The organism is Pseudomonas sp. ZT5P21 (assembly GCF_054897785.1).
On sequence record NZ_CM142705.1, the window covers coordinates 4021718 to 4045658 of the forward strand.

The window sequence follows — 23941 nt, forward strand, 5'->3', positions numbered from 1 at the left end:
AGACATAACAATCGAAATTGAGGAGATCCCATTTTCCATGGTGACGACTTTAGGCCACTAACGTTAATGAGGAAGTCATGAAACTGATCGAGATTTCTATTTACTATCAGAGAGAAATTCAAAAGACACTAATTGAAATTGACCGTAGACGAGGAAAAATTACTTTTACGACGAAAAATGGACCAAGGGCAACTTACGAATCTCACGACATGTTTACCTGCTTCGGGTTATTGCGAGCCGATTTCCCCCATATTAAGTTTCTTTGCAAAGGAGCGAAACTCAATGTCTACCCTTCTCGCATGTCGTTCCAGATGTCTGCCGGCTTAGTAGCCTATGAGCAGCACATGGGAAGGCCAGCAGAACCAGAAGACTTAGTTAGGATTTTCGACTATGACGATAAAAACATCACAAGTAATATTCAGCACCAACGACAGTTTCACGACCGATGGCTTGATTCATTCATGGACTTTGAAAAATGATGGTCATCAGGAAAATATCTGTAATAAACGCAAAACGATTAGAAACGGCTGTCCTAGCCTACAACGAACATCCGCCTCTAATACATATCTCTTTGGAAGGCGGCTTTAAAAAGGAATACCAGGCTAGCGACGTATATGAATGCCTAGGAAAAATAATCACAGATCCGCCTGAAATCTCCTTCCTTTGCAAAGGAGCCAAATTGAATGTTCGCCCCTCCTCCATGCTCTCCCAGATGACCTCGGGAATCATAGCTTACGAACATAAAATGGGCACCCAGATGACAAGAAACGATACCGTCAATATCTTCGACTATGACGATCAAAACATCCTTCACGATCCCGCTTTCCAGAAGGCGTTTTTCTTTGAGTGGTTAGAGTCGCTCAAATCGCATACTAAAAAAACGCAGCATTAAATGGGGAGTGATGAAAGGTGACAATAATCAAACAGCAATGTCCGGGTCATCGGGGAGCGCCTCAACGTCAGTGTCAGTGATCTCTTCATCAGCGCCAGGCATCTGCTCCACGCCCTCCTCATCATCCGGCGGCAGCTGGTCACGACTCAGCGAATCGGTAGGCGACGGCAGTGGGTATTCAGGGGTGTCATCAAAGTCGGAGTCTTTCGGGTCAGCGTCCATAACGCACCTTTCAATGGACCCGAACAGGTCCTGAAATTTCGATGACACCCTCACGGGAACAGTTCGATCAAGGAGACGATCGGTAGCAGTGGTCAGAAGCCCCAGCTATTGCTCGTCCTCATCCACATCCTCGTCTTCAAACTCTGTCTGTCCCACATCTCCTGCGTCATCGGCGTCATTAAGCGGCACAGTCGCATCATCCATCAGCGACCCCGGGTCTTCATTCCCCGGATCATTGATAAACGGCAGTCCGCTCGGGCCTTTTTCTTCCTTGCCTTCGGTTTCAGGTGTCATGGCATACCTCTAAACATTCAGGTCTGTATGAAGTTCGAGGCAGCCTGCGCTCAAACGTTCCGAAAGCGTGCCGACAGATACAAAAAACCCGGCTCGATGCCGGGTTTTTGCGTTATTCGATATCGTATTAGTGATGTTTGTTTTTGTGCTTATTTTTATGCTTATGTTTGTGCCCACTGCCGGAATGGGAACTGCCGCTGTCGGTGCCCAGATTATTGCCCACCGCACCGCCCGCAGCACCGCCCAGGCCTGCACCGATAGTGGAACCGGTCGAGCCACCTAGGCTGTTACCAATCACCGAGCCACCCGCCGAGCCCAAACCACCGCCGATGGCGGCTTCGGTTCGGCTGCCTTTAGGCGCGCCAACCGCACTGCCAGCCGCGCCCCCCACACCTGCGCCAATGGCTGCACCTGTGCTGCCGCCCATTTGCTGGCCGACAACGTTACCCAGTGCGCCGCCAATACCACCGCCAACTGCGGCGGTACCATCACCGGCGGCCATTGCACCTTGAGCGACCAAAAGTCCCAGAACCAACGTGGACAATGTCAAACGCATGATATGAACCTCTAATTCCGCATCGGAAGGATAGAACGCGCTGCGGATGGGCGGAGTCTAGCATCTACCCCCACTGAATCCGGCCAGCGTTAAGCGTTGGACCGCTAAAGACTCGAAACCAGCGCAGGAGAAACAGGCAGATACAAAAAGCCCGGCGTCAAGCCGGGCTTTTGAGCTGATCCTCAGGATCAGTGACGCTTGTGACCCTTGGCCAGGTTGCTGCCAACGCCACCGCCCAATGCACCGCCCAAACCAGCACCGATGGTGGAACCGGTCTTGCCGCCCAGGCTGTTGCCGATCACCGAGCCACCAGCTGCCCCTACACCGCCGCCGATCGCCGCTTTGGTGCGGCTGCCTTTACGTGCTGCCACAGCACTGCCGGCTGCGCCCGCTACACCGGCACCAATCGCTGCGCCGGTGCTGCCGCCCATGCTTTGGCCGACGACGTTACCCAGCGCGCCACCCAGACCACCGCCCAGCGCTGCCGTGCCATCGCCAGCAGCCATTGCACCTTGAGCAACCAAAAGCCCCAGAACCAGGGCGGGCAGTGTTAAACGCATGACAAAAACCTCAAAAATAGGGGGAAATCAAAAAGGGCCAAGATTGAATGCCTTAGCGGCGAGAAAGTGCAGACGCACAACCCAACCTCACCAGCGGCGACGATTGGACAACGTTTATGGAAAAGGTTTTATGACAGACAAAAAAAAGCCCGCTGGGGAGACGGGCCAGGTGTTGCTTTCTAACGGATGAGTTGAGATTACGTAGGACCTTGTGAAAACTTTGTGAAAAAAAAACCGCCCCCGCAGAAATCGTCCGGGCATAAAAAACCCCGTTTGATGACGGGGTGTATGGGAGATTGATTACTTCCTGACCGGTGCCGCGACCTTGGGCATAAATTTCGCCTTTGGCCCTTGGCGCACCATGGTTTTCATCTTGCCGAGCTTGACCTTGTCGTCACCAAAACCCGAAACATAATCTGTCTGGCCACACTGCACACAATTGTTGATCGGAAACTCAGCCCCGTCGTCTTCGATATACGGATCAGCCATCTTTTTTCACCCCTCTCAAATACGGGATCGACACCGGCAAGCCCTATTTGCCTGAAACATATCGACCACCAAGCTTTTGAGACTAGCCGGTCATTACCGGACTTGTAATTCAGATTATCAATGCCCGACGAATGGCTTCCACTGCGCCCTAAAAACCAACACGTCAATTTCCACCGGACTCACCTCAGTTTAACGGCCGTCCCGGTGACAAAAACCACCACCATCCCGCCCTTCCCGGCTGGCATGCTGATCTCATAATCGAGCCCCACCACCGCATCGGCCTGAAGCGCTCGCGCCCGTTCCTTGATCTCATCGGTTGCCTGAATCCGCGCCTCCTTCAACGCACGCTCCAATGTCTGAGAGCGCCCGCCGAAAAAGTCCCGCACCCCGGCGAACAGGTCCCGAATTACGTTGACGCCCTGCACCGACTCCGCGCTGACAATGTCCAGGTAGGCGGTGATGTGTCGGCCTTCGATGGCGTGGGTCGTGGTGGTAATCATGATTTTCCTTTTTTCATGGCCTTCTTAAAAGAGTTTGACCAACAGAGTCGTGACGGTGGCCACCGTACCAATCAACCCGGTCGCAACAGCCACCGGATACCAGAAAGTCTCGCGAGTCATCTTACCGGCCTCAGCGTTCAGCTTGCGCTGTTCGGCTATCAGCTTGACGATCTCCACATGAACCTTTTCCAGTTCGGCCTGCTTCATGGTGAATTCCTGCATAACGTGCCTGTGTCCATTCCGGGATTATGAGGGTGGTGCGTGACTGACGCCAACCGTTGACCAGATCCCAGAAACCACAAAACCCCTGACTTCTCTCGAAATCAGGGGTTCTGGTTACATCGAATTTGGCGGTGAAGGAGAGATTCGAACTCTCGATACAATTTCTTGTATACACACTTTCCAGGCGTGCTCCTTAAGCCACTCGGACACTTCACCGTATCTCGCCAAACATGTTCTGTCTGTCGAGGCGCGCTAATGTAGTCGAAAGCTTTTCTGATGGCAAATTTTTTTTGCAGAATTTTCATGCGGTTAGCGATTTAGACGTTCTGCGGGTTTCGGGGCATGGCAAAGCTGCCAATCTTCGGCTTTGCGCCCTCTTATCTATAGAAGGCCATGCACGGCTGGCGTGGTTGGACAGGCTTGTCCGACGGGAAAAGTGTGACTGGCGGGTCAGTCACGGCGCTTTACCTGGCCTGCAGCGGTGAGTAACGTCTGCCTCAACTTTCATACAAGGAATAGCGTCATGAGTGAGTTGATTTCCTACCACCTCGAAGACGGTATCGCGACCCTGACCTTAAGCAACGGCAAGGTCAATGCCATCTCCCCGGACGTGATTGCTGCATTTAATGCTGCGCTGGATCAGGCGGTGACTGATCGTGCAGTGGTGATCATTACCGGTACACCCGGGATTCTGTCGGGCGGTTATGACTTGAAGGTGATGACAGCCGGCCCTAAAGAAGCCGTGGCGCTGGTAACGGCCGGTTCGACCCTGGCCCGTCGCCTGCTGTCGCACCCGTTCCCGGTGATCGTTGCGTGCCCGGGGCATGCGGTGGCCAAGGGTGCGTTCCTGTTGTTGTCGGCGGATTATCGAATTGGTGTCGACGGCCCGTTCAGCATTGGCCTGAACGAAGTGCAGATTGGCATGACCATGCACCACGCCGGTATTGAGATCGCGCGTGACCGTCTGCGGAAATCGGCGTTCCACCGTTCGGTGATCAATGGCGAGATGTTCAATCCGCAGAGTGCCGTGGACGCGGGCTTCCTCGACGTGGTGGTATCGGCCGAAGAGTTGCAAGGCGCAGCACTGGCGGCGGCTCGGCAACTGAAAAAAATCAATATGACCGCACACAAGAACACAAAGCTGAAAGTGCGCAAGGCACTGCTGGAAACGCTGGATAACGCGATCATCCTGGATCAGGAACATTTGGGTTAAAGCCCCGCGCGCTCCCACGAAAGCCCGACCGTCGTGTCGGGTTTTTTCGTACACGGGATGTTGAGAAGCCTGCAACCGCTCTAAAACAAGTCTGACCAACAAGTCGGAAACATGCGTTCAAACATCGGCCATTTCCTGCCTCTTTAGCGGCAATTGCCGAAAACAGTGCACATACGTACACTGCGCCACCTTTTTCCCGGTGGGGCCTGAAGATGCTGTTCGTGTTTCGTATGTTCCTGATGGGCTTGCACTTTATCCTGGCCGGTGTGCTGGGGGTGATCCTGGGTCTGTGTCGGCCGTTCAACCCGGACAACAGCCGTTTGTGCGCGCGCCTGTATGCGTGGCCGGCAATGTGTATTTTGCGTTTGCGGGTGAAGGCAGAAGTCGGTCCGTTGATGGACAAGCCTGACAGCTGCGTGATCATTGCCAACCACCAGTCCAACTACGACCTGTTTGTGTTCGGCAACGTAGTGCCTCGCCGCACCGTGTGCATCGGCAAGAAGAGCCTGAAGTGGGTGCCGCTGTTCGGTCAGTTGTTCTGGCTGGCCGGCAATGTATTGATTGACCGTGGCAATGCACACAAGGCGCGCCATTCCATGCTGACCACGACCCACACCTTGCAGCATGAAGACACTTCGATCTGGGTATTCCCGGAAGGCACGCGCAACCTCGGTGAAGAACTGCTGCCCTTCAAGAAAGGCGCGTTCCAGATGGCAATCGCGGCCGGCGTGCCGATCGTCCCGGTGTGTGTCAGCAGTTACGTTAAACACATGCGATTGAACCGCTGGCGCAGTGGGAAAATTCTGATCCGTTCGCTGCCGGCAATTCCTACGGCTGGACTGAGCCTGGACGACATGCCCCTGCTGATCGCCCAGTGCCGCGAGCAGATGCGCGAGTGCATCGCCTCGATGGATCGGCAACTGCAAGCCGCGTGAAACGAAACCTGCCCTGTGCGTGTTTTCTTTAGTCTGCGAGCTTTTGCCTTCGAACTCTGCAGATTTCACTGACTCTCAAGCAGCAGACAAGGCTAAGCTGAGCACTGCCTGTACGTTTTTGCTAACGAACACCTGCTAATAAGAAGTGAACCAACATCATGGGTAGAGTTGTTGCTGCTGCGGTTTACAGCGCCGGGAAGAAAGTCACCAATATCACCCTCGACGAAGGCGCTGCCTGGGCTGCCAAGCCTGACCACTTCGTCTGGATCGGCCTCGAAGAGCCGGATGCTCAGGAGTTGTTCAACCTGCAACGCCAGTTCAACCTGCACGAACTGGCCATTGAAGACGCATTGGAAAAACACAGCCGTCCGAAGCTCGAAACCTTCGGCGATGCGTTGTTTATCGTCACGTATTCGCCGATACGCGAACACGGCAAGCTGCAGTTCATCGAAACCCACATCTTCGCTGGCAACGGTTACATCATCACCGCGCGCAATGGGCATTCGGCGTCCTACGCCTACGTCCGACAACGGTGTGAGGCGCGTCCGCTGCTGTTGGAGCACGGGGAAGATTTCGTTCTGTACGCCCTCCTCGACTTCGTGATTGAAAATTATCAACCGGTGGGCGAAGCCATCCATGCCGAAATCGATGAGCTGGAGCGCAACGTGTTGTGTAGTGCCCTGAATGAGCATGACATCCAGAAGCTCCATGGCCTGCGCCGCGACGTCGTGCGTTTACGCCGTTACGCGGCGCCGATGGTGGAGATCAGCGAGGAGTTGCAAAAGCTCAAATTTCCGTTCATCGACAAGAATATGCGCCCGTATTTTCGCGACGTGCAGATCCACGTGACACGGCAGATGGAAGACCTGTCGACCCTTGCGGATATCGCCAGTCAGACCATTGAAATCGGAGTGTTGCTGGAGGCATCACGGCAGAGCGTGGTGCAGCGCAAGTTTGCGGCGTGGGCGGCGATTCTGGCGTTCCCGACGGCGGTGGCCGGTGTTTACGGGATGAATTTCGAGAACATGCCTGAGCTGACCTGGCATTACGGGTATTTCGGGGTATTGGGGTTTATTGCGGTGGGCTGCGTGGGTTTGTGGACGAGTTTCAAGAGGTCGGGGTGGCTGTAGCCACCACCGAGTCGCCTATGAAATTCGCGAGCAAGCCCGCTCCCACATTTGAACGCATTTCAAAGGTGGTAGCGGGCTTGCTCCGGATGGCGTTCCGACGAAGCTTTTGCTTTAAACCGTCTGAGGTTTATGCGCCACAAACCGCATCATCCATTCCGCGACGGTGGTGCCGTGATGTTCATGCTCAAGGCTAGCCATACCTTTCGAATAAATCTGCTGGCCCAACACTTCCTGTCGAATATCCAGCAACGCCCGCGAATAATCGTGAATGAACTCCGGATGCCCCTGGAAGCACAGCACCTGATCGTTGATGTGGTACGCGGCAAACGGACAGAATTCGCTGGAGGCGATGACCGTGGCGTTTTCCGGTAGCGATGTCACCTGGTCCTGGTGACTGATCAACAACGTCAATTCTTCACGCAACGGGCTCATCCACGGCGCCTTGGCCGCCAGTTTGTAGCTGTGCGTGCCGACGCCCCAGCCCTGAGTTGCGCGCTCGCTTTTGCCGCCCAGCAGCAACGCCAGCAACTGATGGCCGAAGCACACGCCCAGCAGTTTATCGCCGCGCTCATAACGGGTCAGCAGGTAAGCCCTGAGGGTTTCAATCCACGGGTCGGTGCCAAAGGAATCGGCCTTGCTGCCGGTGACGAGATAGGCGTCAAAGGTTTCATCATCGCTCGGGTATTCGCCCTGCATCACGTTGTAGACGGTGAACTCGGCCGCGATGGGTTGCTGGGAAAACAGACGCTGGAACATCTGCCCGTAACCCTGATATTGATCGACCAGTTCCGGACGCAGGATGTCGGTTTCCAGAATGCAGATGCGTAACGACATAAAAAATACCTGACACATGACGGGAATAATGCACACCTCAGAGCCTGCCTCGAAACAGGGTGACTAGGCAAGCCCCGGCGTGCGTCATCGGTCCCTTAAAACGCCTCCTCTCTGGCGGCTTTTTGCAGCAGCAACGCCGGCGGCGCAAACCGTTCGCCGTACTGTTCGGCCAGGTATTGCGCGCGGGCGATGAAGTCTTTCACGCCGTACTGGTTGATGAATTGCAGCGCGCCGCCGGTCCAGGCCGCAAAACCGATACCAAAGATCGACCCGACGTTGGCGTCTGCCGTCGAGGTCAGCACGCCCTCCTCCACGCAGCGTACGGTTTCGAGGGCTTGTACGAACAGCAGGCGATCACGCACATCCTTTGGCGAAATCTGCCCGTCGGCTTTCTCGAAGCGGGTTTTCAGCTGCGGCCACAAATGCTTCTGGCCACCGGCCGGGTACTCGTAGAAACCACCTCCAGCGGCTTTGCCCGGACGCTTGTACTCGTTGAGCAGCAAGTCAATCACGGCAAACGCGGGGTGCTCTTTCGGCGGTTTCCCTTCTGCTTGCAGGTCTTTGGCGGTTTGCTGGCGGATATGGTTCATGAGGCTGAGGGAAACTTCGTCAGAGATCGCCAGAGGCCCGATGGGCATACCGGCCTTGCGGGCTTCAGTCTCGATCATCGCTGCGCTCACGCCTTCGCCGAGCATGGCAATGCCTTCGTTGGTAAACGTGCCGAACACTCGCGAAGTGAAGAAGCCGCGGCTGTCGTTGACCACAATTGGGGTTTTGTTGATTTGCAGGACGAAATCAAAACCGCGGGCCAGGGTTTCGTCGCTGGTGCGGGCACCTTTGATGATTTCCACCAAGGGCATTTTTTCCACGGGGCTGAAGAAATGCAGGCCGATGAATTTGCTCTGATCCGGTACAGCGGTGGCGAGCCCGGTGATTGGCAAGGTCGAGGTGTTGGAAGCGATCAAGGCGTCCGGGCCAGCGACGTGTTGCGCGGCGGAAGAGACCTTGGCTTTCAGTTCGCGGTCTTCGAACACGGCTTCAATGATCAGGTCGCAACCGGCCAGATCGGCGTCATGCTCAGTGACTTTTATCCGCGCGAGCACCGCATCGCGCTGCTCGGCGCTCACCTGTCCGCGAGCGACTTTCTTGTCCAGCAACGCCGCTGAATGAGCCTTACCCTTCTCCGCTGCCGCGAGGTTGATATCCTTGAGCACCACTTCGATGCCCGCCGATGCGCTGACAAAGGTGATGCCGGCGCCCATCATCCCTGCGCCCAACACACCCACACGACGCGTCACGTAAGGTGCAAACCCTTGAGGTCGTGAGCCACCCGCATTGATCTCGTTGAGCTGGAACCAGAAGGTGCCAATCAGGTTTTTCGAGATCTGGCCGATGGTCAGCTCGGTGAAGTAACGGGTTTCGATCAGGTGCGCGGTGTCGAAATCCACCTGCGCACCTTCAACCGCGGCGCAAAGGACTTTCTCCGGCGCGGGCATGCAGCCCTGGGTTTTAGTGCGCAGAATCGACGGCGCTATCGCCAGCATTTGCGCGACTTTTGGATTCGATGGCGTACCGCCTGGAATCTGATAGCCCTTCACGTCCCAGCGCTGTACAGCCGCTGGATTGGCGATGATCCAGGCCCGAGCTTTGGTCAGGAGCTCCTCGGTATTGGCTGCCAGCTCATCGATCAAACCCGCCTGCAATGCTTGCTGCGGGCGGATCTTCTTGCCTTCAAGCAGATACGGCAAGGCTTTTTCCAGGCCGAGCATGCGCACCATGCGCACCACCCCGCCACCGCCCGGCAGCAGGCCGAGAGTGACTTCGGGCAAACCGAGCTGCACCGATGAAGTGTCCAGCGCCACGCGGTGATGGCATGCCAGGCAGATTTCCCAGCCACCACCCAGTGCCGCGCCGTTGATCGCGGCGACCACCGGTTTGCCTAGAGTTTCCAGCGTGCGCAATTGGCCCTTCAGCGTCAGCACCATGTCGTAGAACGCTTTGGCTTCAGGCTTGCCGACCTTGATCAATTCATTCAAGTCGCCACCGGCGAAGAACGTTTTCTTGGCCGAGGTGATGATGACTCCGGCGATGCTTTCTTTTTCAGCCACCAAACGGGCAACGCAAGCAGCCATGGCCTCGCGGTAGACCGCGTTCATGGTGTTGGCGCTCTGGCCTGGCATGTCGATGGTCAGGACGACGATCTGGTCCTGCCCTTTTTCGTAACGAATCACTTCGGTCATGCTCTTTTCCTTAGAATCAGTTTCCTGGAAATCGGGGTTCAGAGGCGTTCGATGATGGTGGCAATGCCCATGCCGCCGCCGACACACAGGGTCGCGAGGCCATAGCGCAGGCGCCGGGTTTCCAGTTCATCGAGCAGCGTGCCGAGGATTGCGCAGCCTGTCGCGCCGAGCGGGTGACCCATGGCGATGGAGCCGCCGTTGACGTTGACCCTGTCCGGGTCGATGGCCATGTCCTTGATGAATTTCAGCACGACAGAGGCAAACGCCTCGTTGACCTCGAACAGGTCGATGTCTTCATTCCGCAACCCGGCCTTGGCCAGCGCCTTGCGCGTGGCCGGCGCCGGGCCCGTGAGCATGATGGTCGGGTCGGTGCTGGTGACCGCCGTGGCAACGATGCGCGCCCGTGGCTGCAAGCCCAGCGCTCGACCCTTCGCCTCGGAGCCGATCAACATAAGCGCTGCGCCATCAACGATCCCGGAGCTGTTGCCCGGTGTGTGCACATGATTGATTCGCTCCACATGGCTGTAGACCCGCAGCGCCGTGGCGTCGAAGCCCATTTGCCCCATTATCTCGAAGCTCGGCTTGAGTTTGCCCAAGCCTTCCAGGGTGGAATCGGCGCGGATGAATTCATCGTGATCGAGCAGGATGATGCCGTTCTGATCCTGCACAGGCACCAGCGATTTGCTGAACGAACCATCGGCCCGCGCCCGCGCGGCTTTCTGCTGGGAGTGCAGCGCGTACGCATCGACGTCGAGACGGCTGAAACCTTCAAGGGTGGCGATCAGGTCGGCGCCCACGCCTTGCGGGGTGAAATGGCTGTGCAGATTGGTTTCCGGGTCCAGCGCCCAGGAGCCGCCGTCGCTGCCCATCGGCACTCGGGACATTGATTCGACGCCCCCGACCACTACCAGTTCTTCGAAGCCGGAACGCACTTTCATCGCCCCGAGGTTCACCGCCTCCAGCCCTGATGCGCAGAATCGATTGATCTGCACACCCGCCACGCTGACGTCCCAATCGGCCACTTGTGTCGCGGTTTTGGCGATGTCGGCGCCTTGATCACCGACCGGCGTCACGCAGCCCAGCACCACGTCATCGACCTGACTGGTGTCGAGCGAAGTGCGCTGCTGCAGCGCCTTGAGCAGCCCGGCCACCAGGTTCACAGGTTTGACGCTGTGCAAGGCGCCATCGGACTTGCCTTTGCCACGGGGCGTGCGTAACGCGTCGAAAATCAAAGCTTGGGTCATGTCGTCCTCGAACCTGACGGTGAAATACCGGACCCTCACCTTATGCCGAGCCACCGCCGATTCAATGACCGCAATGCTCACGGACATTGACGGACACGCTCAGACGGACGGTAGTGGGCTACCGGATGAACCGTTTCAGGACACCGAGCTGTCTAGCAAAAGGGCGGCGAAGAAGCTGGCAATAGGCCTCATGCTTTTTTAAAGCGATATGTATGTACTCCATACGAAAGGGATCTAAGCCACGAGTGACGCGGGCCCTAAGGTGAACATGTACGAAGTTGTCGTCGGGTTTTGCCGAGGCGCTCGTGCTACAGGGAGTGCAACGCCTGCCGTCATGGAGAAATGCAGGCAGGCATCAGGAAATAACAAAAAAGGCGGTCAAGCCATGTTCAAACATTCGAAAGTACGTCAAGCCGGGCTCATTCTTTTCGCCACAACCCTGTTGTTGATTTTGCCGAACCTGACCAAGGTGATCGGCTGAGTCTTTATTAAAGATACGGCGCAAGGTTTATTAACGCCTCATCAAAAATGTGGCTGGCTCGCTACCCGGGCCAGCGTGGGTGTGCCAACCTTTGTGGCACTTCCACGACATGGACGGCTCTTTGAAAACGCTCATTTTATTCGGGGCCTTGCTGTTCGGCTCGCCCCTTTATGCCGCACAGCTGAACCTGGAGCTGGGCGCCAACAGTCGCACCTGGCAGACCGAGGAATTGCTCAAGCATCCTCAGCTGCAGACCATCACGATTGCCAACGACGTTTCCTATAAACGGGACATGAGCTATCGCGCCGTGCCCTTGGCGGCGTTGTTGACCGGCATCAAGCCTGACGATCACCTGCAAGCCGTGGCGCTGGACGGTTTTGCCGCTGAACTGGCGGCTGCGCCGTTGCTCAATGCCAATGGTGCGCGGGCCTGGCTGGCGATTGAAGACCCGGCCAAACCGTGGCCAGCGCTATCGGCAGATAAGCGGAGTGCGGGGCCGTTTTACCTGGTCTGGACTGATCCGCAGGCTGGCAACATCAGCCCTGAACAATGGCCGTTCGAAGTGGCGAGCATCAAGCGTCTGGCCCCTGTGGCCGAGCGCTTCCCTGCCCTGTTGCCTGATCCGGCGTTAAAGGCGGACGATCCGGTGAACCGAGGGTTTGCGCTGTTTCAGAAGAACTGCCTGGCGTGTCATCGACTCAATGGTGCCGGGGATGCGCAGTTCGGGCCGGATCTGAATATTCCGTTTAATCCGACCGAGTATTTTGGGGCGGATTTCCTGAAACGTTATATCCGTGATCCGCAGAGTTTGCGGCAGTGGCCGCAGGCGAAGATGCCGGGGTTTTCTGCGCAAGTGTTACCCGACGGCGATCTGGAGCGGTTGGTGGGGTATTTGAAGCATATGGTGGGGCGGAAGGTTAAACCCTGATCGCATCCCTGTGGGAGCGAGCTTGCTCGCGATAGCGGTGTGTCAGTAACAGAAGTGCTGACTGAAACGACGCTATCGCGAGCAAGCTCGCTCCCACAGGAGGCCTGCGCTGTTCTCGCCTATTGCTGCTGAACGGAGATAACCGGCATCGGCGTCGGCGACACAAACACCTTCGCATGCATCTGCTCACACCCGCCGCCGCGACGCATCCCGCGCACCGGACAGGCATCCAGGTAATCCAGACCCACCGCCAGCTTCAAATGACGCTCCGGCCGCGCCAGTTCATTGGTCACGTCAAAGCTGTACCACGCGTCATCCAGCCAGGCTTCCGCCCACGCGTGACTGGCCAGGTGCTCGCAGTTCTCGCTGTACAAATAGCCCGACACATAACGCGACGGAATGCCCAGGCTGCGGGCGCAGGCAAGGAACGCGTGAGTGTGGTCCTGGCACACGCCGGATCGCCCGGCGAAAGCCTGGGCCGCACTGGTGTCCACTTCGGTAGAGCCCGGCGTGTAGGTCATGTGCTGGTTAAGGCCGTGCATCAAATCGATCAGCGCCGTGCGGTCCCGGCGTTTTTTGCATTCCTTCTCGGCGAACGCGCGCAAGGCTTCGTCGGCTTCGGTGAGACGCGTGAAACGCAAAAACGGCAGCGCCGACTGACTCTCGTGCTCGGCTTCGCGAAGGTCGTCAATGTCGACCTGGCCACGGGCGCCAATGATGATCGCTTCGTGCGGTTCGTCCATGGTCAGCACATGCAGGATGTTGCCGAACGGGTCGAGTTGCGCGCGCACCGGGCGCGGCAGGTCGAGTTGCCAGCTGAGCACGTGCTGACGCTCGCTGTCGTGTGGGGTCAGTCGCAAATACTGGATGCTCGCCCGCACCTGATCCTCATAGTGATAGGTGGTTTCGTGACTAATGGAAAGTCTCATGCAGCCTCCAGGTAGGAACTGTGAATGGCGTTGCCCAACTGGCGCACCAGCGGGATGAACTCGGTCAGCCAGGCGTGCAGGCCTTCGTCGAGAATTTCGGTGATACCGGTGTAGCGCAGGCGCGCGTCCATTTCCGCCGCAAGGCGTTGAGCGGGGCGGCCGTTGGCACCCGGCAACTGGGCGAGGATCTGGTCGATTTCTTCGGTGCAAGCCCGTAGCGAACGTGGCACATCAGCACGCAACAGCAGCAACTCGGCCACATGCCGGGCACCGGGAGCGTCACGGTAGATTTCGGTGTAGGCCTCGAACGACGACAACGCCCTTAACAACGCACTCCACTGGTAATAGGCGTGGGCCGTGCCGTCGCTGACCGCTTCAGCCTGATCGCCGGCCATTTCGTAACGGGCGTCGAGCAAGCGCAAGGTGTTGTCGGCCCTTTCGATAAACGTGCCCAGTCGAATGAAACGAAACGCGTCGTTTCGCATGATGGTGCCGTAGGACGCGCCACGAAACAGGTGGGAACGTTCCTTGATCCACTCGCAGAAACGGCTCATGCCGTAGCGACTCAAGCCCTGCTCGGCGATCCCGCGAATTTCCAGCCAGGTGGCGTTGATGTTCTCCCACATGTCAGCGGTGATGCGTCCACGCACCGCATGGGCGCTGGCCCGTGCGGCGCCGAGGCAACTGTAGATGCTCGCCGGGTTGGCCGCGTCGAGAGCGAAAAAATGCAGCAACCGTTCGGCATGCAACTCGCCGTGGCGTTCCAGGTAGTCGTCCAGGGTGCCGGTGATCAACAAGGGCATCGCAAGTTCATGCAGACCGTCACCGCGACCATCCTGTGGCATCAACGACAGCGAATAACTGATGTCGAGCATCCGCGCGAGGTTTTCCGCCCGCTCCAGGTAACGCGACATCCAATACAAATCCGAGGCAGTTCTACTTAACATGGCAGGCTTCCTTTAATCCTCGACCACCCAGGTGTCCTTGGTTCCGCCGCCCTGTGAGGAGTTCACCACCAGAGAGCCTTCACGCAGGGCGACACGGGTCAAACCGCCGGGCACGACCCGGGTTTCGCGGCCAGACAATACAAACGGACGCAGGTCGATGTGGCGTGGAGCGATGCCGTTTTCGACAAAGGTCGGACAGGTCGACAGGGACAACGTCGGTTGCGCGATGTACGCGTGGGGCTTGGCCTTGATGCGGGCGCGGAACGACTCGATTTCCGCCGCTGTCGCCGCCGGCCCCACCAGCATTCCATAACCGCCGGAGCCCTGGGTTTCCTTGACCACCAGATCCGGAAGATGGGCCAGTACGTGGGAAAGCTCGGAAGGATTACGACACTGGAACGTCGGAACGTTCTTCAGAATCGGTTCTTCATCGAGGTAGAAACGGATCATGTCCGTGACAAACGGATACACCGACTTGTCGTCCGCCACCCCGGTGCCAATGGCATTCGCCAGCACCACGTTGCCCGAGCGGTAGGACGACAGCAGCCCCGGAACGCCGAGCATCGAGTCCGGATTGAACGCCAGCGGATCGAGGAACGCATCGTCGAGGCGACGGTAGATCACGTCGACCGCTTTCGGTCCGCCCGTGGTGCGCATGAACACCTTGTCGTCACGCACGAACAGATCCGCGCCTTCAACCAGTTCGACGCCCATTTCCCGAGCGAGAAACGCATGCTCGAAAAACGCGCTGTTGAAACGGCCTGGCGTCAGCACCACCACGCTTGGGTTATCGATCGGGCTGGAGCTTTTCAGGGTGTCGAGCAACAGGTTGGGATAGTGATCGATCGGCGCGATGCGCTGGGCCGAGAACAGTTCAGGGAACAGGCGCATCATCATCTTGCGGTCTTCGAGCATGTAGCTCACGCCGCTGGGTGTACGAAGGTTGTCTTCGAGCACGTAGTACGTGCCGTCGCCATCGCGCACCAGATCGACACCGGAGATGTGGGAATAGATATCCCGGTGCAGATCCAGACCTTGCATCGCCAACTGGTACTGCTCGTTGGCCAGCACTTGTTCGGCCGGGATGATGCCGGCCTTGATGATGCGCTGCTCGTGATAGAGGTCGGCGAGGAACATATTCAACGCCTTGACCCGCTGGATGCAGCCGCGTTCGACGATCCGCCATTCGCTGGCGGGGATGCTGCGTGGAATGGTGTCGAAGGGAATCAGGCGCTCTGTCCCCTGCTCGTCCCCGTAGAGCGTGAAGGTAATCCCGGCGCGATGAAACAACAGATCGGCCTCGCGTCGCCGCTGGGCCAGCAGTTCGTCAGGCGTCTCCGCCAGCCAACGGGCAAACTCCCGATAATGCGGGCGGACCTGGCCGCCGGCATCGTACATCTCATCAAAATAGGTGCGGATCATGCCGTACTCCTTGTCACCCGGACTTCCAAGCCTTCGCAAGGCCCGTGCCATCGGCATAAACGCTTTGATATCAATCGGTTGGATATTCGTCCCGGCTGTACCGCACCATTCCTGTGCGGTAAATCCCCCAACCTGATCGCCCCCGCTTCATTGCGAAGCAATGCTTTCGCCTATCACCAGCATAGCCAGAGTTAATTTCACTGCCCGACAGTGGATGCGGATAATCCGCGCATTCGCTGAAAATGCTCACCAAACTTCCCATTTAGCCGCCTCATCAGGCGGCTTTTTTTATGTTTCCGAATTTGTGGTCAATGGCCTGCCCCTCCGTAGGAGCGAGCTTGCTCGCGAAAAACGTCTGGACAAAGGGTTCTTCCAGACAGCCCGCGTTATCGATAACGACCATCGCGAGCAAGCTCGCTCCTACAGGGGATGCGCATTTCTCATCTGCGCAAGCAAAAACGGCCAACCCGAAGGTCAGCCGTTAGTGGATGTTGTCGCTGTTCATAGTGTTATGCGAGTAGCCCTCGTACCTCCTGTTTGACGCCCCATCCTTCGATGATGCCGCCCAAAGGCTCGACCACCGCCTCGAAGTCCTGCTCAAAGTCGCCGATGCCGTCGTAGGTGGCGGACATTACTTTGCTCAGTTCCAGCGCCCAGGCCCCGTCGTCGCGCACACTGATTTGTGCATTCATGGATTCGCCAGAATAGTGCCCTGCTGCTCTGCGTGCCCGCTCCTCGTCCGGGAAAATGGCGTAAAACTCGATCGGATGGAATCGTGAAAAGTCGAAACCGCCTTCTTTCATGCGGCGCAGCACCGAGCTGCTGATGTCTTCTTGATAGGCTGTGCTCATGAAACGTCCTCCTGAACTGATGGATAGACTTTCCGTACTCCCGACGCCCGCGACCGAATGGTGCGAGCTATGCGGCAATTCAATTGCCGGTGGGAAACAAGCATGTAGCTGACAAGACCAGACCTTAGCGATCCATTCGCTGATCTCGCTTGCAGAGTACCCACAAGTGAGAGGCGCTGCCAAGGCCTGGTTGTTTCACGAGAGTGACACGAGGTATTCAGACGGGGGTGATGCCGAGGATTTGTATGCTGTTCTGGGACTTGAGATTTTTGACGCTCGCATCAGTGGTCCGCCCTTCCAGATCGTTCAGATCCAGTTCGGCGGCGACGGGGAAAAGCCGCTCTTTAAGCAGTTTGGCCGCGTGTTCGTTGTCCGGACACTCGTCGCACTCAAAGATTTCGTCGACTGTTTCGCCGTGATCATCCACGAAAGTGATTTTCCACTTTTGCATCAGTGCCTCCTCGAACAAACCCGCAAATGGGCTTACATCTATCTGGACTTTTGCCCTTATTGATCGTTCAAACGGATAACGACGCACAGACATGAAAAAACACAGAACCTTGTGGGAGCGGGCTTGCTCGCTCCCACACGGGGCAGTGCGTGGACTTCAGTCGTTACTTGGCTTGTTCACGGCTTGCAGAACGTATTGCGGCAAGGCAAACGCGCCAATGTGTATCTCCGGATTATAGTAGCGGGTGATGATGCCGCTGCCGGCGAATCGCTGCTGCAGGGTTTCGCGGGACAGTTTGCGATAGGCGGTATTGGTCGCGCCCCAGGCAAATGTCATCGAGCCGCCGATGTAGGTCGGTACGGCCGCCTGATAGAAGTGCCAGTCCGGGAACAGGCTGCGTAGGCGCCCGGCAGTGGTTTTGACTTCGTCGATCTGCATGAACGGCGTGCCGTTCTGGGTCACCAGGATACCGCCCTCGTTCAGGCAGCGACGGCAGGCCTGGTAGAAGTTTTCCGAGAACAACACTTCGCCCGGACCGATCGGGTCGGTGGAGTCGGAGATGATCACGTCGAATTTTTCGGTGGTGGTGGCGACGAAGCGCATGCCGTCATCGATCACCAGGTTCAGGCGTGGATCATCGAACGCGCCCTTGGAGTGGTTCGGCAGGAATTCCTTGCACATGTCGACCACGGTGCCGTCAATCTCGACCATGGTGATGTGCTCGACGCTGCGATGCTTGGCCACTTCACGCAGCATGCCGCCGTCGCCGCCACCGATGATCAACACACGTTTGGCGCTACCGTGCGCCAGGATCGGCACGTGGGTGAGCATTTCGTGGTAGATGAATTCGTCGGCTTCGGTGGTCTGGATCACGCCGTCCAGCGCCATGACACGACCCATGCGCGGATTTTCGAAAATCACCAGGTGCTGGTGTTCGGTGCGCACTTCGTGCAGCAGTTTCTCCATGCGAAAACGCTGGCCGTAGCCTTCGTAAAGGGTTTCCAGGTATTCGCTGGTGGGGGTGTTGCTCATGGGAAGTGCTCCGATGAATGCGGGTGGCAACGGACGGTTACCCGCCCATGATGGCCAATCGATCTGTTCGATTGCCCGGGAAAGGCGCGCATTCTACGTCGCGGAAGATGACAGGTCGAACGTCAGTTGATGGCCGACGCAATCTCTTGTGGGAGCGGGCTTGCTCGCGAAGGCGGCATATCAGTCGCCTTCAATGTTGCCTGACACTCCGCCTTCGCGAGCAAGCCCGCTCCCAGAGAATCAGCGTTTACAGAGGGAGCTGCGGTAAACCCGTCAGATCCGGACGTTGCCTCGAGGCCCGGCGATGGCCCAGATGATCAGGCCCAGCACCGGCAGCAACAGGATCAGCAGGACCCAGACGATTTTCATCCCGGTGGTGGCGCCACTTTTCAGCACGTTGATGATTGCCCAGATGTCCAGGGCAAGAATGATCAGGCCAATCAGGCCGTTGAACGTGGAACCCATGGTGTCGCTCCCTAAGAATGGTGTGCATTCTTAGGATAGCCGGCCCTTAGGGTTCCGTTTTATTCCCTCAAACGTGGATGGCCACTTTCAACGCTTCCAGGGACGGTGCCGCCGCAATGCCGACTTCGGCGCACAACTCGAGCACACGCGGCACGTCGTTGCCGTAAACCAGCACCACTTGCAGTTCGTCGTCGAGCAACTGGCTGAAGTTCATCAGCGTGTAACCGCCGTTTTCCTTGTTCATGCTGCCCATCTGCACCTGAATGCGATTGAGCGCGGTCAACGCTTCGGTCTTGGCCAGTTGCTTGGGCTTGATGTTGAAATCCACGCCCGGGCCGAACGACGCGACAATCTGTGCGAACAGGTCCATGTAGGTGTCGGCCTGGAACAGCACGGTTTCCGGCAGGCTGCCGACGACGACCCACTCGCCCAACGGAATCGGGAAGGAGTCGTCGTAGTTGATGTCCGGATTGGCCGTCAGAAAAGTCTCTGGATCGGCGAAGGCCTGGGCCGCTTCGTCAGCGACTTTGACGATTTCATCTTCGCTCATGCACCCGGAGCTGATTTTGCTGATGAGTTCGACGAGTGCGGCTTTCATGGGGGCGGAATCCTGTAGCGAGGGAATTTTGAAGGCGCGAAGGATAGCGTATTACGCCCCGCAATTCCTGCGCGGGAACCCCGATCGGGAATGTTGACGCACATCAAGATCCGGCGCCTCCGGCAGCGGCACAATGCTGGCACCTTGCCAATGCTGTTTCCGCTATCAGAGAAGACCTCCATGGGTGCCTGGCTTAGCAACATTTCGCTGAAATATAAATTCTGGGCGGTCAACGCTGTCGCCTTCGTCACCACCCTGTTGTTGGTGTTGTACGCCGTACAACTCGAACAACAGGCCCGCAGTCATGCGTCTCAGGCGTCCGCTCAAGCGCAGGCACGATTGCTCAGTGCCTGGCCTGCCGGGCAAGCGCTGCCCAAAGCCGATAACCTGCTGACGTTCAGTCGCGGGCAAGCGCCGTTGCTGCACGAGCAACCTGTGCCGGACCTGGCGGATGCCAACGGCTGGGTCGAGATCCAATCGATGCCGCTGTTCGGCGACAACCCGCTGATGGGCGCTGAAGTGTTCACGCGCACGGGTGGTCAGCAGGTGGCGGTGGTCGCTTACGGCCCAAGCCTGAGCCAGGTGTTTGGTGAGCGTTTCGCCAACTACGCGGTGGCGGTGTTCATCCTGATGCTGGCGATGCTCGGAGCGTCGCAATTGTTGATCCGTTTCCTGCTCAGCCAGCTCAACACCTTGAAAGACGTGATGCTTCACGTCGAAAAAACCGGCGACCTGTCCGCCCGCGTGCCGCTGGCCTGCACTGACGAAGTCGGGCAGATGGCCGGCGCGTTCAACGCCATGCAGGCCGGTTATCAACGGGTGGTCAACACCGTCGCCAGCACCGCCCGGCAACTGGATGTCGGCGCAGCGCGCCTGGCATCGAGCATGAACGAGGTGCGTCACGGCATGCTTGGCCAGCAGAGCGAAACCGACCAGGCCGCCACGGCGATCAACGAAATGACCGCGACCGTCCATCACATCGCCCAGCACGCCGGTGCCACCCGTGACCTCTCGCAAACCGCCGACACCTTGGCCGGCAGCGGTCAGGAAGTGGTCAGCCGCGTGCAGAAGTCGATTGCCGGGTTGTCCACAGGCGTACAACAGACGGCCGAGATGATCCAGCGTCTGGCCGAGGACAGTCAGAAGATTAACGGCGTGGTCAATGTGATCCACAGCATCGCTGAACAAACCAATCTGCTGGCGCTGAACGCCGCCATCGAAGCAGCCCGTGCCGGGGAAATGGGCCGTGGCTTTGCGGTGGTCGCCGATGAAGTGCGCAACCTGGCCAAACGCGTGCAAACCTCCACCGACGAGATCACCCTGATGGTCTCGGCGTTGCAGGCCGGAACCCGGGATGCAGTGGATTTCATGCAGGAAAGCTCGTTCAAGGCCGACGATTGCGTGCAACAGGCGCAAGAGGCCGGTGCCGCGTTGGTGGAAATCACCAGTGCCGTAGCGCAGATGCGCGAAAGCAACACGCAGATCGCGGTGGCGGCCGAGCAGCAGAGCCAAGTGGCGGAAGAGATGAACCGGGCGGTGGTGAGCATTCGCGATGTGACCGAGAACACCGTGCAGCAAACGGTGAGTTCGGCGACGACCAGTCAGGAGTTGGCGGCGTTGGCTGGGGAGTTGAGCAAGGCCATTGGACAGTTGAAACTTTGAGGCCCTCTTCGCGAGCAAGCCCGCTCCCACAGGTTATGCGTCGTGCCCAAATGTTGTGAATGACATGAATCCTGTGGGAGCTGGCTTGCCAGCGATAGCATCCGCTCAGTCAACATCAAATTTGCCCATGACACCTATCACTCCGATAGCCAACCTCGATTCGCCGCCCGCCAGTGCCGCGCCTATTCTTCAATCATGTGTTCAACATGGATCGAGGATCAGCACCATGGGCAAACGTCACCCCAACCTTCCCGCCTGGCGATGGCGCGCGTACCCGGACAACCACCAGCACCCGGCGAATCAGGTGCCGCACATGATTGCGGTGCCGCTGTTCATCGTGGCGTTTCTGCTGCTGGTCTGCGGGGTGTTCAGCCTGAGCTTTGCGAACTTCGCGATTGGCACCATTGGCCTGCTTGCGGCATTGGGCCTGCAACGCCACGGTCACAAACTGGAGGCGTGAGCCCCAGAACCGTTCAGTGATCGCAAAGATGCGATGTCGCGTCTGTTGGTCGAGCAGTTCCTGACCTTTCCGCGGTTTTTTTCCTCAGCGGCGGCTGGTGGCGCGCCTGGCGGGAGCACCACCGTCGTCACTGATCAGGCGAAAATCGTCACGGTCTGACGGCTTATAGCAATGAGCTTACCGTCTGCGCTCCACAGTTTCGCAGCCGCGTGACCGTAGCCGTCAGCGGCATGCTCGATTTCAACCAGGTATTTGCACCAATCCAGGGTGCTCAGTTCGAGTAACGGCTGGACGAATTCAATGGTCCAGGTCAGCGTGCTGCCCATTGCGACTTTCTTCAAGTGCGGCAACAACGCCGGTGGCCATGCATCCACCAGCGCCAGAATATGCGACTCAGTGACCGCCTCTTCCTTCACATCCCCCCGCAAGCGCACCCAACCGCCCATGTCGCGGGATTTGTTGCCGGTGAATGGCAGGCCGCCAACGCTCCAGCGCATCGCCATATGGCGCATGAATTCCGGGGTCACGCCTTTGATGTAGGGCAATTCCTCGCAGTCATCCCAGTGCTTCATTTCGGGAGCAGGTGTAGCCGACACGGCCACTTCGGAAGGTCGCGAGGCGCCGAAGCTGCCCTGGACCAGTGTTACTACTTGCCCCTTCTGCATCGCCCGGCCCAACACCTGGCTGACCGCCTTGCCTTCGCGCAGGACATCGACTTCAAAGCTGACCGGCACCTCGGGTTCTACCGGCCCGACAAAGGTGATCGCCAGCGAGCGCACGGGGCGATCCGCCGGCACCCGTGCGCGCATGACTTCGTATTGCAAAGCCGCGACCAGGCCGCCGAAGCTGGCACGCCCCTGCGCCCATTCGGCCGGAATAGACAGCTCCAACGGCTGGCTGCGGACGGCGTCGAGCAGATCGGAAAAACGCATGAACACCTCAAGGGCAGAAAAAGATGAAGGGATGTTAAACAGCCAGCGAGGATGGCACAGCGCTTATTCTGGCCAAAATCACTGACAGAAGGGCCGCACTTGGCTCTGCTCAACACTAACCAGTGTGGGAGCGAGCTTGCTCGCGATAGCGGCCATACATCCAACGTCAATGTTGAATGTAATGGCCTCATCGCGAGCAAGCTCGCTCCCACAGGGTTTTGTGTCGCCCACCAAATAGTTAACCAAGCCCGTATTGGTGGTTTCAGGATTTGAAACAGGTGGCACTGAGTTTGTCGAGGACACGGTCGGCGTTGACTTCGGCCTGGGCCATGGTGGTTTTCCAGGCGGCCACACACGGTTGCAAATCGGCTTCCTCTTCAGCCCGGGCCAGCCATTGCCAACTGTCGTGCCAATCACCCAAGGCAGCCTGAGCCGATTTGAGCCTCGGCAGGGCCGGTTTCGGCAAACGGTCCAGTTCGGGGTAGGCCTCGATGCCGTAACGCACACGCTTGATCAACAAGCGCAGTCGATGGCGATCATGGGCAGGATCGTGCAAGGCCTGGTCGAGTTTCTTCCATTGCCTGGCCAAGCGTTTTTTGATGAGTTTTCGCAATCCCTTGAGCAACCCCTGACGCTCGGACGCCCGCAGAAAACGCGGAAAGGCGTCGAAAATCATCATCAACTGCGCCAGCTCGGAACTTGCCGCGACCGCCGGATAGGCCTCGGCCATCTGCGTCATGCGTCGTTGCGCCGCCTCGGGTTGATCGTGTTCGAGCAAATAGACCGCCAGCACTTCGCGATCGCGCAACGGTGTGGTCAGGTCGCCAACCCGGGACGCCGCCACTTCCAGCTGTTCGACCCCGGGCAAACCGCGCAACGGCCGCAACAGACTGCGCAAACGGCGAACCGTGGTGCGCAGATCGTGCAACGCTTCCGGGTCGGTGCGGGCATTCAAACGTGCCTGACAGGCCAACAAACGGACTTCCAGGCCCAGGACATGGGCCACCAACCGATCAACCAAGGCAGACATCGTTTTATCCCTGAATTGAATTTCTGATATTTCGAATCATGCCTCAACGGCCGGCGCGTGACTCACGAATATAGAAGCGCGCCTTCTCGGCTTTTTTGGTGCAGCCTTCGAACGCTTCGAATTGCTGCTGGGTCTTGGCACCGGTCAGCAACGACAACGCCTTGGAGTAACTGACATTGCCAGCAAAACCTTCAGCCTTGGCCAGGTCCAGCTCACGCCACGCCGCATCGATTGAACTACCGCAGCTATCACGGTAAGCCGTCTTGCCGGCACAACCGGCGAGCGCCAGCGCAATCAAAGGTACACAAATCCAGACTTTCATCACTCACACCTCAAATATAGGTCAACAGTCGTGCAGGTAGGACGGTCCGGCGCGTAAAAAGTGCCTTGGCGTCGCTGCGCAAACTATAGCGCTCGCGAGA

General features: G+C 57.9%; 29 protein-coding genes, 1 tRNA gene and 1 pseudogene. 9 read left to right on the forward strand and 22 right to left on the reverse strand.

The annotated features are described in order from the left end of the window. Positions 1-77: 77 nt before the first annotated feature. Positions 78-479 (forward strand): hypothetical protein, encoded by a 402-nt coding sequence (locus ACYZT9_RS18610; RefSeq protein ID WP_462006841.1) that lies wholly within the window; start codon positions 78-80, stop codon positions 477-479. Then, the gene (locus ACYZT9_RS18615) at positions 476-892 is read left to right on the forward strand and encodes a hypothetical protein (RefSeq protein ID WP_462006842.1); all 417 of its coding nucleotides are present in this window, start codon (positions 476-478) and stop codon (positions 890-892) included. Before ACYZT9_RS18610 ends, ACYZT9_RS18615 begins: the two co-directional genes overlap by 4 nt. Positions 893-919: 27 nt before the next feature. On the opposite strand, the gene ACYZT9_RS18620 is transcribed toward ACYZT9_RS18615, so the two are convergent. The 8 genes from ACYZT9_RS18620 to ACYZT9_RS18655 form a co-directional block, all read right to left on the reverse strand. Then, entirely contained in the window at positions 920-1114 is a 195-nt protein-coding gene (locus ACYZT9_RS18620) for a hypothetical protein (protein WP_462006843.1), read from the reverse strand. 105 nt (positions 1115-1219) lie between these two features. Continuing rightward, positions 1220-1408: a hypothetical protein gene (locus tag ACYZT9_RS18625; RefSeq protein WP_462006844.1), complete on the reverse strand. Its 189-nt coding sequence runs from the start codon at positions 1406-1408 to the stop codon at positions 1220-1222. 127 nt (positions 1409-1535) lie between these two features. After that, a complete protein-coding gene (locus tag ACYZT9_RS18630; protein ID WP_462006845.1) occupies positions 1536-1964 on the reverse strand; it encodes a glycine zipper domain-containing protein in 429 nt (142 codons plus the stop codon). A gap of 188 nt (positions 1965-2152) precedes the next feature. Beyond that, entirely contained in the window at positions 2153-2524 is a 372-nt protein-coding gene (locus ACYZT9_RS18635) for a hypothetical protein (RefSeq protein ID WP_017337435.1), read from the reverse strand. A gap of 300 nt (positions 2525-2824) precedes the next feature. Beyond that, positions 2825-3013, reverse strand: coding sequence for a hypothetical protein (locus tag ACYZT9_RS18640; protein WP_462006846.1), 189 nt, complete (start codon positions 3011-3013; stop codon positions 2825-2827). 179 nt (positions 3014-3192) lie between these two features. Next, positions 3193-3513: a YbjQ family protein gene (locus ACYZT9_RS18645; protein ID WP_462006847.1), complete on the reverse strand. Its 321-nt coding sequence runs from the start codon at positions 3511-3513 to the stop codon at positions 3193-3195. A gap of 24 nt (positions 3514-3537) precedes the next feature. Further along, complete coding sequence (locus ACYZT9_RS18650; RefSeq protein WP_462006848.1) at positions 3538-3720, reverse strand: hypothetical protein; 183 nt, start codon at positions 3718-3720, stop codon at positions 3538-3540. Between the two features lie 141 nt (positions 3721-3861). Further along, positions 3862-3951: transfer RNA gene (locus ACYZT9_RS18655), tRNA-Ser, on the reverse strand. 307 nt (positions 3952-4258) lie between these two features. Here ACYZT9_RS18655 and ACYZT9_RS18660 point away from each other — a divergent pair. The 3 genes from ACYZT9_RS18660 (at position 4259) to ACYZT9_RS18670 (ending at position 7013) form a co-directional block, all read left to right on the forward strand. Then, positions 4259-4948: a crotonase/enoyl-CoA hydratase family protein gene (locus tag ACYZT9_RS18660; RefSeq protein ID WP_462006849.1), complete on the forward strand. Its 690-nt coding sequence runs from the start codon at positions 4259-4261 to the stop codon at positions 4946-4948. A gap of 212 nt (positions 4949-5160) precedes the next feature. After that, the gene (locus ACYZT9_RS18665) at positions 5161-5883 is read left to right on the forward strand and encodes a 1-acylglycerol-3-phosphate O-acyltransferase (protein ID WP_462006850.1); all 723 of its coding nucleotides are present in this window, start codon (positions 5161-5163) and stop codon (positions 5881-5883) included. Positions 5884-6041: 158 nt separating this feature from the next. Next, positions 6042-7013, forward strand: a complete 972-nt coding sequence (locus tag ACYZT9_RS18670) for a magnesium and cobalt transport protein CorA (protein ID WP_462006851.1) — start codon at positions 6042-6044, stop codon at positions 7011-7013. Positions 7014-7124: 111 nt separating this feature from the next. Here the strand turns inward: ACYZT9_RS18670 and ACYZT9_RS18675 are convergent, their stop codons facing one another. The 3 genes from ACYZT9_RS18675 to ACYZT9_RS18685 form a co-directional block, all read right to left on the reverse strand. After that, the gene (locus ACYZT9_RS18675) at positions 7125-7847 is read right to left on the reverse strand and encodes an amidotransferase (RefSeq protein WP_462006852.1); all 723 of its coding nucleotides are present in this window, start codon (positions 7845-7847) and stop codon (positions 7125-7127) included. Positions 7848-7942: 95 nt separating this feature from the next. Next, positions 7943-10087, reverse strand: a complete 2145-nt coding sequence (locus ACYZT9_RS18680; RefSeq protein WP_462006853.1) for a 3-hydroxyacyl-CoA dehydrogenase NAD-binding domain-containing protein — start codon at positions 10085-10087, stop codon at positions 7943-7945. Positions 10088-10125: 38 nt separating this feature from the next. After that, the gene (locus tag ACYZT9_RS18685; protein ID WP_462006854.1) at positions 10126-11331 is read right to left on the reverse strand and encodes an acetyl-CoA C-acetyltransferase; all 1206 of its coding nucleotides are present in this window, start codon (positions 11329-11331) and stop codon (positions 10126-10128) included. Positions 11332-11599: 268 nt separating this feature from the next. On the opposite strand from ACYZT9_RS18685, the gene ACYZT9_RS18690 reads away from it, so the two are divergent. Both ACYZT9_RS18690 and ACYZT9_RS18695 read left to right on the forward strand, forming a co-directional pair. Beyond that, on the forward strand, positions 11600-11812 hold the full coding sequence (locus tag ACYZT9_RS18690; RefSeq protein WP_462010300.1) for a hypothetical protein: 213 nt from the start codon (positions 11600-11602) through the stop codon (positions 11810-11812). 109 nt (positions 11813-11921) lie between these two features. Then, entirely contained in the window at positions 11922-12740 is an 819-nt protein-coding gene (locus ACYZT9_RS18695; RefSeq protein WP_462006855.1) for a c-type cytochrome, read from the forward strand. A gap of 119 nt (positions 12741-12859) precedes the next feature. Here the strand turns inward: ACYZT9_RS18695 and ACYZT9_RS18700 are convergent, their stop codons facing one another. From ACYZT9_RS18700 to ACYZT9_RS18735, 8 genes are all read right to left on the reverse strand, one after another. Further along, positions 12860-13669 (reverse strand): transglutaminase family protein, encoded by an 810-nt coding sequence (locus tag ACYZT9_RS18700; RefSeq protein WP_462006856.1) that lies wholly within the window; start codon positions 13667-13669, stop codon positions 12860-12862. After that, positions 13666-14616: an alpha-E domain-containing protein gene (locus ACYZT9_RS18705; protein ID WP_095945245.1), complete on the reverse strand. Its 951-nt coding sequence runs from the start codon at positions 14614-14616 to the stop codon at positions 13666-13668. Before ACYZT9_RS18705 ends, ACYZT9_RS18700 begins: the two co-directional genes overlap by 4 nt. Before the next feature lie 12 nt (positions 14617-14628). Next, positions 14629-16038, reverse strand: a complete 1410-nt coding sequence (locus ACYZT9_RS18710; protein WP_462006857.1) for a circularly permuted type 2 ATP-grasp protein — start codon at positions 16036-16038, stop codon at positions 14629-14631. A gap of 509 nt (positions 16039-16547) precedes the next feature. Continuing rightward, complete coding sequence (locus tag ACYZT9_RS18715) at positions 16548-16889, reverse strand: ribonuclease E inhibitor RraB (RefSeq protein WP_017337348.1); 342 nt, start codon at positions 16887-16889, stop codon at positions 16548-16550. 217 nt (positions 16890-17106) lie between these two features. Next, entirely contained in the window at positions 17107-17340 is a 234-nt protein-coding gene (locus ACYZT9_RS18720; protein WP_462006858.1) for a hypothetical protein, read from the reverse strand. Between the two features lie 156 nt (positions 17341-17496). Beyond that, positions 17497-18372 carry a polyamine aminopropyltransferase gene (speE, locus tag ACYZT9_RS18725; protein WP_462006859.1) on the reverse strand — a complete coding sequence of 292 codons (876 nt, stop codon included), beginning with the start codon at positions 18370-18372 and terminating at the stop codon, positions 17497-17499. 273 nt (positions 18373-18645) lie between these two features. After that, complete coding sequence (locus ACYZT9_RS18730; protein WP_262169451.1) at positions 18646-18837, reverse strand: PLDc N-terminal domain-containing protein; 192 nt, start codon at positions 18835-18837, stop codon at positions 18646-18648. 67 nt (positions 18838-18904) lie between these two features. Beyond that, positions 18905-19435 (reverse strand): hypothetical protein, encoded by a 531-nt coding sequence (locus ACYZT9_RS18735; protein ID WP_462006860.1) that lies wholly within the window; start codon positions 19433-19435, stop codon positions 18905-18907. A 180-nt stretch (positions 19436-19615) separates the two neighbouring features. Between ACYZT9_RS18735 and ACYZT9_RS18740 the strand changes: the two genes are divergently transcribed. After that, entirely contained in the window at positions 19616-21097 is a 1482-nt protein-coding gene (locus tag ACYZT9_RS18740; RefSeq protein ID WP_462006861.1) for a methyl-accepting chemotaxis protein, read from the forward strand. A 226-nt stretch (positions 21098-21323) separates the two neighbouring features. Beyond that, positions 21324-21691 (forward strand): annotated as a pseudogene (locus ACYZT9_RS18745) (terminase). Here ACYZT9_RS18745 and ACYZT9_RS18750 read toward each other — a convergent pair. The 3 genes from ACYZT9_RS18750 to ACYZT9_RS18760 form a co-directional block, all read right to left on the reverse strand. Then, positions 21692-22489: an acyl-CoA thioesterase gene (locus tag ACYZT9_RS18750; RefSeq protein WP_462006862.1), complete on the reverse strand. Its 798-nt coding sequence runs from the start codon at positions 22487-22489 to the stop codon at positions 21692-21694. A gap of 262 nt (positions 22490-22751) precedes the next feature. After that, the gene (locus ACYZT9_RS18755; protein WP_462006863.1) at positions 22752-23519 is read right to left on the reverse strand and encodes a CHAD domain-containing protein; all 768 of its coding nucleotides are present in this window, start codon (positions 23517-23519) and stop codon (positions 22752-22754) included. Between the two features lie 43 nt (positions 23520-23562). Continuing rightward, the gene (locus ACYZT9_RS18760) at positions 23563-23841 is read right to left on the reverse strand and encodes a hypothetical protein (protein WP_462006864.1); all 279 of its coding nucleotides are present in this window, start codon (positions 23839-23841) and stop codon (positions 23563-23565) included. Positions 23842-23941 lie beyond the last annotated feature (100 nt).

Bases quoted from the DNA above. Each gene is read 5' to 3' on its own strand.
- ACYZT9_RS18610 (WP_462006841.1), top strand. From the start codon at position 78: ATGAAACTGATCGAGATTTCTATTTACTATCAGAGAGAAATTCAAAAG.
- ACYZT9_RS18615 (WP_462006842.1), top strand. From the start codon at position 476: ATGATGGTCATCAGGAAAATATCTGTAATAAACGCAAAACGATTAGAA.
- ACYZT9_RS18620 (WP_462006843.1), bottom strand. From the start codon at position 1,114: ATGGACGCTGACCCGAAAGACTCCGACTTTGATGACACCCCTGAATAC.
- ACYZT9_RS18625 (WP_462006844.1), bottom strand. From the start codon at position 1,408: ATGACACCTGAAACCGAAGGCAAGGAAGAAAAAGGCCCGAGCGGACTG.
- ACYZT9_RS18630 (WP_462006845.1), bottom strand. From the start codon at position 1,964: ATGCGTTTGACATTGTCCACGTTGGTTCTGGGACTTTTGGTCGCTCAA.
- ACYZT9_RS18635 (WP_017337435.1), bottom strand. From the start codon at position 2,524: ATGCGTTTAACACTGCCCGCCCTGGTTCTGGGGCTTTTGGTTGCTCAA.
- ACYZT9_RS18640 (WP_462006846.1), bottom strand. From the start codon at position 3,013: ATGGCTGATCCGTATATCGAAGACGACGGGGCTGAGTTTCCGATCAAC.
- ACYZT9_RS18645 (WP_462006847.1), bottom strand. From the start codon at position 3,513: ATGATTACCACCACGACCCACGCCATCGAAGGCCGACACATCACCGCC.
- ACYZT9_RS18650 (WP_462006848.1), bottom strand. From the start codon at position 3,720: ATGAAGCAGGCCGAACTGGAAAAGGTTCATGTGGAGATCGTCAAGCTG.
- ACYZT9_RS18660 (WP_462006849.1), top strand. From the start codon at position 4,259: ATGAGTGAGTTGATTTCCTACCACCTCGAAGACGGTATCGCGACCCTG.
- ACYZT9_RS18665 (WP_462006850.1), top strand. From the start codon at position 5,161: ATGCTGTTCGTGTTTCGTATGTTCCTGATGGGCTTGCACTTTATCCTG.
- ACYZT9_RS18670 (WP_462006851.1), top strand. From the start codon at position 6,042: ATGGGTAGAGTTGTTGCTGCTGCGGTTTACAGCGCCGGGAAGAAAGTC.
- ACYZT9_RS18675 (WP_462006852.1), bottom strand. From the start codon at position 7,847: ATGTCGTTACGCATCTGCATTCTGGAAACCGACATCCTGCGTCCGGAA.
- ACYZT9_RS18680 (WP_462006853.1), bottom strand. From the start codon at position 10,087: ATGACCGAAGTGATTCGTTACGAAAAAGGGCAGGACCAGATCGTCGTC.
- ACYZT9_RS18685 (WP_462006854.1), bottom strand. From the start codon at position 11,331: ATGACCCAAGCTTTGATTTTCGACGCGTTACGCACGCCCCGTGGCAAA.
- ACYZT9_RS18690 (WP_462010300.1), top strand. From the start codon at position 11,600: ATGTACGAAGTTGTCGTCGGGTTTTGCCGAGGCGCTCGTGCTACAGGG.
- ACYZT9_RS18695 (WP_462006855.1), top strand. From the start codon at position 11,922: ATGGACGGCTCTTTGAAAACGCTCATTTTATTCGGGGCCTTGCTGTTC.
- ACYZT9_RS18700 (WP_462006856.1), bottom strand. From the start codon at position 13,669: ATGAGACTTTCCATTAGTCACGAAACCACCTATCACTATGAGGATCAG.
- ACYZT9_RS18705 (WP_095945245.1), bottom strand. From the start codon at position 14,616: ATGTTAAGTAGAACTGCCTCGGATTTGTATTGGATGTCGCGTTACCTG.
- ACYZT9_RS18710 (WP_462006857.1), bottom strand. From the start codon at position 16,038: ATGATCCGCACCTATTTTGATGAGATGTACGATGCCGGCGGCCAGGTC.
- ACYZT9_RS18715 (WP_017337348.1), bottom strand. From the start codon at position 16,889: ATGAGCACAGCCTATCAAGAAGACATCAGCAGCTCGGTGCTGCGCCGC.
- ACYZT9_RS18720 (WP_462006858.1), bottom strand. From the start codon at position 17,340: ATGCAAAAGTGGAAAATCACTTTCGTGGATGATCACGGCGAAACAGTC.
- speE (WP_462006859.1), bottom strand. From the start codon at position 18,372: ATGAGCAACACCCCCACCAGCGAATACCTGGAAACCCTTTACGAAGGC.
- ACYZT9_RS18730 (WP_262169451.1), bottom strand. From the start codon at position 18,837: ATGGGTTCCACGTTCAACGGCCTGATTGGCCTGATCATTCTTGCCCTG.
- ACYZT9_RS18735 (WP_462006860.1), bottom strand. From the start codon at position 19,435: ATGAAAGCCGCACTCGTCGAACTCATCAGCAAAATCAGCTCCGGGTGC.
- ACYZT9_RS18740 (WP_462006861.1), top strand. From the start codon at position 19,616: ATGGGTGCCTGGCTTAGCAACATTTCGCTGAAATATAAATTCTGGGCG.
- ACYZT9_RS18750 (WP_462006862.1), bottom strand. From the start codon at position 22,489: ATGCGTTTTTCCGATCTGCTCGACGCCGTCCGCAGCCAGCCGTTGGAG.
- ACYZT9_RS18755 (WP_462006863.1), bottom strand. From the start codon at position 23,519: ATGTCTGCCTTGGTTGATCGGTTGGTGGCCCATGTCCTGGGCCTGGAA.
- ACYZT9_RS18760 (WP_462006864.1), bottom strand. From the start codon at position 23,841: ATGAAAGTCTGGATTTGTGTACCTTTGATTGCGCTGGCGCTCGCCGGT.